The 9,051-nt window shown below is 36.5% G+C and carries 7 protein-coding genes and 2 pseudogenes; 3 read left to right on the forward strand and 6 right to left on the reverse strand.

The features are described 5' to 3' along the window. Positions 1 to 79 precede the first annotated feature (79 nt). Positions 80 to 346, forward strand: coding sequence for a hypothetical protein (locus tag HMPREF1052_RS03095; RefSeq protein ID WP_040596228.1), 267 nt, complete (start codon positions 80 to 82; stop codon positions 344 to 346). On the opposite strand, the pseudogene HMPREF1052_RS11035 reads toward HMPREF1052_RS03095, so the two are convergent. Together HMPREF1052_RS11035 and HMPREF1052_RS11040 are read right to left on the reverse strand one after the other, a co-directional pair. Next, a pseudogene (locus HMPREF1052_RS11035) lies at positions 293 to 538 on the reverse strand (DUF554 family protein); the annotation flags it as partial. The gene HMPREF1052_RS03095 and the pseudogene HMPREF1052_RS11035 overlap by 54 nt on opposite strands. Before the next feature lie 114 nt (positions 539 to 652). Next, entirely contained in the window at positions 653 to 2,650 is a 1,998-nt protein-coding gene (locus tag HMPREF1052_RS11040) for a YadA family autotransporter adhesin (RefSeq protein ID WP_005759563.1), read from the reverse strand. Between HMPREF1052_RS11040 and HMPREF1052_RS03105 the strand changes: the two genes are divergently transcribed. After that, a complete protein-coding gene (locus tag HMPREF1052_RS03105) occupies positions 2,651 to 4,213 on the forward strand; it encodes a multidrug ABC transporter permease/ATP-binding protein (RefSeq protein ID WP_081484381.1) in 1,563 nt (520 codons plus the stop codon). A gap of 15 nt (positions 4,214 to 4,228) precedes the next feature. Beyond that, positions 4,229 to 6,324, forward strand: a pseudogene (locus tag HMPREF1052_RS11620) (TonB-dependent siderophore receptor). Positions 6,325 to 6,504: 180 nt separating this feature from the next. Here the strand turns inward: HMPREF1052_RS11620 and grxD are convergent. The 4 genes from grxD to HMPREF1052_RS03130 form a co-directional block, all read right to left on the reverse strand. Next, positions 6,505 to 6,837 carry a Grx4 family monothiol glutaredoxin gene (grxD, locus tag HMPREF1052_RS03115; RefSeq protein ID WP_005759565.1) on the reverse strand — a complete coding sequence of 111 codons (333 nt, stop codon included), beginning with the start codon at positions 6,835 to 6,837 and terminating at the stop codon, positions 6,505 to 6,507. 96 nt (positions 6,838 to 6,933) lie between these two features. Beyond that, complete coding sequence (locus tag HMPREF1052_RS03120; RefSeq protein WP_005759555.1) at positions 6,934 to 7,746, reverse strand: TPM domain-containing protein; 813 nt, start codon at positions 7,744 to 7,746, stop codon at positions 6,934 to 6,936. Positions 7,747 to 7,750: 4 nt separating this feature from the next. Continuing rightward, positions 7,751 to 8,200: a TPM domain-containing protein gene (locus tag HMPREF1052_RS03125; RefSeq protein ID WP_005759567.1), complete on the reverse strand. Its 450-nt coding sequence runs from the start codon at positions 8,198 to 8,200 to the stop codon at positions 7,751 to 7,753. A 93-nt stretch (positions 8,201 to 8,293) separates the two neighbouring features. Beyond that, positions 8,294 to 8,878 carry a LemA family protein gene (locus HMPREF1052_RS03130; RefSeq protein ID WP_005759553.1) on the reverse strand — a complete coding sequence of 195 codons (585 nt, stop codon included), beginning with the start codon at positions 8,876 to 8,878 and terminating at the stop codon, positions 8,294 to 8,296. Positions 8,879 to 9,051 lie beyond the last annotated feature (173 nt).

Genomic DNA, 9,051 nt, shown 5'->3' on the forward strand with positions numbered 1-9,051 from the left:
TGTCGTCAAGATACCACCGAAACCTTACGCCAAATCAAAGCGCACAACGACACATGGCGGGCAATTTGTGGGGGCGAAAATGGAACTGCACATTAACGGCATCATGGTGTTTAACGCGTTAGTGTCCATTGCGGTATTTTTTATCGGTCTTTGGTTTAAACGGTTAGATGGTGAGTTTAAGCAATTACATGATGAGGTTGACCAAGTGAAACGGGATTATCTATCGAAAGAAGTGGCCGGCATCGTGAATAAAAACGTGATGGAAAAACTAGATGCCATCACCAAGCAGCTAAACTCTATTACTGAAAAACTCGACAGAAAGCAACTCGCCAATTATCGTCCCTAATAACACCGATAAAATCATTGCTGGCATATTGGTGGTTTTCGCCCCCATAACAATACTCATGCCCATCGAACACAAGCCAAAGATTAAAGTTAGATTAGTCCGTAAACGCTCTGGAATGCGTCCACCGAGCGCTGAGCCAATGACTGCACCGCTAATAATTGCCAATGCATTAATATAAGGTCCGATAATCATATTCTTCTCCGAGTTAAGCTCTTTCTATTATACGAAAAACAGGATGAAAATCGACCGCACTTTTAACAATAAAAAAGGCATGGTTTCCCATGCCTTTTGTTTATTAACAATAAATTACCAGTGGTAACCTGCACCAACTGCTACACCCACTTTACCTTGTGTATCGCTAGTACCTGCTAAACGAATAATGATTTTACCATTATCTGAAATACGTGACATACCTAATGCCACTGCATTTTGACCTTGGTAATTACCCGCTGCCACAGATACCATGCTCTTACCTGGAATGTAAGCTTGTGGTAATTGAGACGCCGCTAACGCGCTTGCTGTACCTGCATTGACACGTTTACCTAGCTTGTTCACTTGACCATTTAACTTATTGATCTTGTTATTCATGTCAGCTTTTACTTCGTGTAATTGGCTGCCGTTTATCGCATCAGTACTGTCTGCCGCTATGCGTCCAGGTGCAACATTGGTAATTTGTTTATTACCTGCATTGATACCATTTTTAGTCATGCTTGGACCATTTTTAATGGTGACGCCATTGCTGTCAATTACAGTATCGCCCGCGGTGAATTTGTTCGCGGTTACGCTTTTCACTTTAAGTTTTTTCTTGATACCTACACGAACATTACCGCTCTTATCAATGTTTGTCATCACATTATCGCCACCATCAAACTCACTCCAGTTTGTGTTGCTATCTGCGCCTTTCACATTGATTTGGCTGTTTAATCTCGCAGGGTAAACATCGCCTACATTCGCACCAAATTTTAAGCCATCGCTTAATGTTGCGATAGTTTCACCACCAAATTTCATTCGACTTGGTGTTTCACCATTTACATTTGGCGCATCTTTACCACTTACTACTGTAATTGGCGTTGAGTTATCACCTTCTCCAAGATTGATAGTTGTTGTATTCACCGTTGTTGCAGTAACATTTTCAGCTTTTAAGCCATTTTTATTTAAAGCGACATTATCACCTACTTTCACACCGTCATTATTCATCACGGTATCTCCAGCGGTTACACTATCAACTTCTTCTACTTTCTTAAGCTGTGAAACATTCACTGCGTCAGTATCATCTTCACCTGCTTTTAAGCCAGTAATTTTCTTATCACCCATATCAATGCCTTTGTTATTGATAGTTACACCACCAATGTCAGCACTATCTAGGTCTTTCAGATCTTTGGCTAATTTCACGTTTAATGTGCCATTACCATCAGATACAACACCAATATTGTTATCTGATAATGTGCCTGTTGCACCACCTTTTACAAAAATTTGCTCACCTAAACGACGCTCAAAGTTCTTCGCAGCATCGTCACCACCAAAGGTTAACGCTTTAAAGGCTTGCTCTGCTGTTTGATTGATCGCATCATTCACATTATTAACTGTGGTGCCATTTACAGTAATTGGCGCTTTAGTCACACTAACATCACCTGCTTTCAAACCATCTTTATCAATTTTGGTATCGCCCGCAGTGACACTATCAACGTTGATATGTTTCGATAAAGCAATCTTAACTTTGCCATCTTCAACCTTAGTGCTGATATTTTTATCTGCACCAACAACCTCAACCGTTTCACCTAATGGTTTCTTCACAGAATTACCATCTTGAGCAGTTAACCCAAAGCCTTTTGTGGTGAGGTTATTAATTGTTTGATAGAGCTGGCTACCATTTACCGCATCTTTCGATGCGCTCGTTATATCACCATCTTGGACATTAGTAACTTTATTATTACCTGCATTAACGCCATCTGTTGTGACAGCCACATTGCCAGCTTTTAAGCCATTTTTATTTAAAGCGACATTATCACCTACTTTCACACCGTCATTATTCATCACGGTATCTCCAGCGGTTACACTATCAACTTTAATGCCTTTAGCTAAATTGAACGTTACATTGTGACCATCTTTAGTGATATTGATGTTCTTATCTGTATTATTCAAATCAACGATATCACCAGGTTTCACATTAGAAGAATCTGCACCATTCGCTGTTAAATTCCAGCCTTTATTAGATACTTCTTCTACTTTCTTAAGCTGTGAAACATTCACTGCATCAGTATCATCTTCACCTGCTTTTAAGCCAGTAATTTTCTTATCACCCATATCAATGCCTTTCAAGCTTTTGAAAAAAAATTAGAAAAACTACTGCTTTTTGTATCTTATGCTTGCACTGAACTATTTTTATTCTTAATCACGTCTATTGTAGCACAAATTAGTTTAACAACTTTAGGTAATAAATTTGTTTACTTAATGCGTAAACAACTCGTGAAACAATTATTAGATACTCATATTGAACGTTTAAATCAAATTGGTGCAGCACGTTTATTAGCCAGCCTTTCTGGTGATATTCGTAATTGTACATTTGCATTTGTACGCTTACCTGAATTAGTACAAGGAACAATTTTAGTTATCTGTGCCAGTATCTATCTATTTTATCTTTCACGTCCATTATTCTTAGTTACTGCATTATGGCTAGGCGTGACAGTATGGATAAGTAATATGGCAATATCTCGTGTTTATGGTCATTTAAAACAAGTTCGTGAAGCAGAGGATCAACTCTATAAACATTATCAAGCGGCTATTGATGAACATAAAGAATTAAGCCTAAATCGAGATCGTGCACAATTTTACTTTGAACAAGAATTAGATATTAGTGCTATCCAACAGCGTAATAATTCTATCCGAGCTGATAGCTATCATAGTTTCGCCAATAACTGGACAAATGTAATGGTATTAGGGGCTGTTGGTATTGTTTTCTATTTATCCTTAGCAAAAAGCTGGGCAAATTTAGAAACCGCAACCACCATTGCATTAACTATTTTATTCTTACGTACTCCACTCATTTCTGCGGTAGGTGCATTACCCACATTATTATCTGCAAAGGTTGCATTAAATAAGCTATCTAATCTTGAATTAGTGGAATATCAAGAGGGCTTTAAAATTGAAAATGTGCTCCCTAACAATTGGAAAGAAATTCGTTTTGAAAATGTCACTTATACTTATCCTAGTATGAAAAGTGCGGTAAGTTTTCAATTAAAACCAATAAATATCACGATTAAACGAGGTGAAATGATTTTCCTAATTGGCAAGAATGGTAGTGGTAAATCTACTCTTTCAATGCTACTTGCAGGTTTATATCAACCTTCTAGCGGTAAAATTTTTATAGATGATATAGAAATTACAATAGAAAACCAACGAGCATTCCAGTCACAAATTAGTGCTATTTTTAGTGACTTCCATTTATTTACTCAACTGTTAGGTAAATCAGGATTTGCTGATACAACAGAAGTGAGTAAATGGCTTGAAACCCTACAGTTAGAAAATAAGGTAAGCGTTGAAAATCATCGCTTATCGACCACCAACTTATCTCAAGGACAACGTAAACGTTTAGGTTTGTTAGTATCCTTGTTAGAAGAACGCCCTTTATTAATTCTTGATGAATGGGGTGCGGATCAAGATCCAACTTTCCGTAGAACATTCTATCAAGTGTTGCTCCCATTACTGAGAGCAAAAGGGCACACAATTTTTACTATTAGTCATGATGATAGTTATTTCAATTTAGCAGATCGTCTACTATTAATTAGTAATGGCGAACTCCGAGAATTAGTTGGAGAAGAACGTGAAATTGCTAGTCATGATGCAGTAGAAAAATTAAAAAATATATAACCTTAGAGGATTATTATGAAAACATGTTTTCTTTATATTAGCGTAGCAAGTGCCGTACTTTTAGCTTTAAGTTCTGCTTATGCTACAGAAAATCAACCTGAACAATTAGAAACTATTAATGTTGTTACTGAAGGCTCTATGTTCCGTATGGGAGAGGTTCCCTTCCATCAAGCAAAATCCGCAGTATCAATTACTCGTGACCAACTTGATGCTCAAAATGTAGATAAACTTGATGAAATAGCTAAATATCAGGCAGGTTTTGCAAATCAAGTTTTCGGCAACGATACAAATACTAACTGGTTCCGTGTTCGTGGTGCAGAAGTTTCGCAAGCTGTAAACGGCTTACCAACATTCAGCTATGGCTTCTTTACACCTTACGTAGACAGCTTTAGTCTAGAAGCAATTGAAGTCACTAAAGGTGCTGATGCAATGACATTCGGTGCAGCACAATCAGGTGGTTTAGTTAACTATGTAACTAAACGTGCACACAAAGATCAAATTGGTCATGGTGAATTTAAAACAACTTTTGGTAACCATAATCAATATGGTTTTGCAGCAGATTACACTGGGGCAATAACTAATGACAAAAGTATTCGCTACCGAGTTGTAGCAAACTACCTAGGTCGTGATGGTGACTGGGAGGGTACAGATAATCAAACGCTTTATATCGCACCAACATTAACTTGGGATATTAGTGACAAAACTCATTTCACTTTATTAACCAGCTATCAACGTGATCACGGTACCCCAAGCTCCAATTTCTTACCACAAGAAGGTACATTGGTCGCATCCCCAAATGGCTATATTAATCGTAATGCTAACTTAGGTGATAAAGTTAATGATACTGAAACTAACCGTCAATATAGTATTGGCTATGAGTTCAATCATGATTTTGGAAATGGTTTAAGTTTCGATTCTAGCTACACATATCGTCATATTCAAAATTACCATCGTGGTTCTTATGCCTATCCATCAGCTTATGCCCCGTTACTTGGGCTCCATTAGCACCTAGCACTGTTGGTTATTCATTAGCCCGTGGCGTAGTATTCAATGACGGTAAAGCCTTCTCTCATGCGGCTAATAACTATCTTACATGGAACTATAATAATGATTGGTTAAAAAATACTTTAGTTGTAGGAACTGATTACCGTCATAACAAAGTAGATGCACTTTATACATTATTTGGAAGTACATCAAATACAAATGTTATGAATCCTTCTTTAGGTTGGAATCAGGCTCAAAATGTAAGTGCAGCTCCTCATACACAAATAAAATCTCGCCAATTAGGTTTTTATTTACAGAATAGTGCTCGAATTGCGGAACATTATATTTTAGGTTTAGGTATTCGCCATGATAAAGCTGAACAAACTGAATATACAAGTACTCAAACGGTAAAAGATAATCATACTTCATATAGTGCCTCATTTATGTATGAAGCACCATTTGGTTTAAATCCATATTTCAGTTATAGCGAATCATTCAATTTACCTACAGGTTTAAGTGGCAACCAAAGCCTTTATGATCCCAATATCACTCGTCAATATGAATTAGGTTTAAAATACTTACCGACTTGGTTAGATGGAACGATCTCTGTTGCAGGCTTCCGTGCAAAAGATACTGGTGCATTAGTTGGTAATGGCTTGGGAGCAACAGTAAGTAGTTCCAATCCTATTTATCGTAAAGGTTTAGAATTACAAGCTGATGTAAACTTTACTTCAAATTGGAATGGTATCTTAGCTTATACTTATACTAAAGCTGAGGAAAAAAATACTGCGGGTGAAAAGACTCGTCGCCCATTAATTCCAACAAATATTCTTGTGGCTAAAACTACTTATAATTTTACTGAAGGATTTTTAAAAGATTTAACCCTAGGTGCAGGCTTACGTTATATTGGTCATAGTGTCACTTCTAAAGGTTCATTATATTCACATGCTCGAGTACCATCAGCAACAGTCGTCGATTTAATGGCTCGTTATGCAATTACACCAAACTGGATTGCTCAAGTGAATATAGATAATATTGGTAATCGTCGTTATATCGCAGGCTGTGACTATTACTGCTATTATGGAGCTGAACGTCGTGCTACAGTGAACTTTAGCTATAAATTCTAAAAAAGCTCACCGCACTTTTACTTACAAAATAACTCAATGGGTAGATTTATCTACCCATTTTTATTGGGCGGTTAATCCTAAGGTACTTAAAAAGTGCGGTAAAAAATTAAAAATTTTGATAACAAAAAAGCCGTCAAATCGAATATGACGGCTTATGTTTTAGAATATGTAAAAAAGAAATTAAGCTTCTTGTTTATGACGTTCTGCCACTTCTTTTAATAGAGTTTGTAACTCACCAGCTTGATACATTTCTAAAATAATATCACAACCACCAATTAACTCACCCTCCACCCATATTTGAGGAAAAGTTGGCCAATTAGCAAATTTAGGCAATTCAGCTCGCACATCAGCATGTTGTAGAATATCTACATAGCCAAATGGCACTTGACAATTTATTAACGCCTCAACCGCACGAGCAGAAAAACCACAAGCAGGTAATTTTGGTGAGCCTTTCATATAAATTAGAATTGGATTTTCAGTAATTTGCTTTTTGATTTTCTCTAAGGTTTCCATGATGTTCCTTTACAGTAATAGAGTTTTAAAAGTATGGTTATTTTAGCATAAGCTTTATATTCCACCAATAGTCCGACTAAAATTATCAACTTTAGTTTACCAGCTACCGCCAGCTCCACCACCGTCAAAACCGCCTCCACCAAAGCCACCACCTGATGAACCTCCACCACCAAAACCGCCTCCAAAGCTGCCTCCACCAATAGTAGTACCAAAACCAGCAGCATTACCACGGCGACGTTGTCTTAGTGCTTCTTGTAAGATAGCTTGTTCAAGCTGATGATTATTGGTTGGGCTCACATAAGGACGTCTCCATCTAAGTTCACCAAAGAATACAACTAAAATAAACACCAAAACCATGAGGAAAGGGATAAATTTCTCAAATTCACTCTCTTCAATTTTATGAGGGTCAAACTCGCCTTTACTCGCAGCAATAATATAATCTAAGGCTCCGTTAATGCCTTGAGCATATTGTTCCTGTTTAAAATTAGGTGTCATAACTTGACGAATTATCTGAGATATAAATGCATCAGGTAATGCACCTTCTAATCCTTGTCCTGTTGCGATAAAAATTTTATGATCATTTTTGGCAATCAACATTAATACACCATTATTAAGATGTTTACGTCCAATTCCCCATTTATCACCTAGAGCAAATGCGTAATCAGAAACCTCATATTCTCCAGTTGTGGGAACAATCACAACGGAAATTTGTGAACTGGTTTCCTTACTATATTGAATGAGTTTATTTTCTAAATAATTTTTATCATTTTCTGATAAAGTTTTAGTGTAATCATTCACATAATGAAACGGTGTTGGAGAGGCAGGAAAATCAGCCGCCCATACACTTATGCTCACAAAAATTAAACTAAAAATAACCGCACTTTTTCGTAAAACTTTTAGCATATCCATTATCTTAATCATTAATAATCACCTCATTTGGTAATTCGTTCTGATCATCTGGCTTGATTGGGAAATGCTTTGCCAGTTCACTGCCAATTCTTTCGATGGCTGAAACAACACCTAAGGTATAATCACGTTGCTTAAAATGATCAATCATCAATTGGCATTGTTGTTGCCAAAATTCATTTCCAACATATTGATGAATACCTTCATCTCCAATAACTGAACATTGATGATCTTTATGAGCAATATAAATTAAGACTGCATTTTTTGCTTCTGTTTTTTCCATATCAAGTTGACTAAAAATGGCTAATGCTCTTTCTACACTTGATAAAGGCGTATCAGATTTAGGCATTGTTCGCTCGATATAAACTCTCAACTCAGCGGAGGTTTGCTGCTCTAATTTAATGATCGAGGCTTCAATTTGCTTTTTATCAAAAGGCATTCTTGAAAATAATGACATAGTAATACCACTCAATAACATTGCTGACAGATTAATACCAGCAAATGAAACAAAGGCACGAACATCTGCCGTGCCTATTTATTCATGAATAAACTATTTACCGAAATTTACTACTGGTGCATTTTCAGAACCAGCTGCTGATTTAAAGTAAGGTTTCTCTTTAAAACCAAAAATAATTGCCGCAATTTTGGTTGGCAATTGACGAACTTTTTGATTATAGATACGTGCAGCTTCATTAAATTTATTACGCGCAATATTAATACGATTTTCCGTACCTTCAAGCTGGGCTTGTAAATTCATAAATCCTTCATGAGCTTTTAAATCTGGATATTTTTCAACAGAAACTAATAAACGAGATAATGCAGAACCTACTGAATCTTGATTTTGTTGGAATTGGGCTAATTGTTCTTCTGTCATATTTGCGGGATCAATCTTAGTTTGAGTTGCTTTTGCTCTAGCTTCAATTACATTAGTTAAGGTTTCTTTTTCAAAATTTGCTTGACCTTGAACCGTATTAACTAAGTTTGGAATTAAATCTGTACGGCGTTGATACTGAGATTCAACGTTTGCCCATATGGAATCAATCTCCTCTTCAGCCTTAACTAAACCGTTATAGCTAGATATTAAAGTAAAACCCGCAATTACCGCAATGATAATAATAAGGAGCCACTTTTTCATTTTATTCCTTCCCCAAATTTTGGATTTGAAATAAAAGACCTAAACAGTTGTTTAGGTCTTCATCAATTTAACTGCCGAGTAACCTATCAACTTTCGTTGATTTATTACCAACTCACGTTGATGTTAAACTCAACGATTATTTATTACCTTGTACAGATACTTCTACACGACGA

Origin of the sequence: Pasteurella bettyae CCUG 2042, assembly GCF_000262245.1 — a bacterium.
GTDB classification, from domain to species: domain Bacteria; phylum Pseudomonadota; class Gammaproteobacteria; order Enterobacterales; family Pasteurellaceae; genus Basfia; species Basfia bettyae.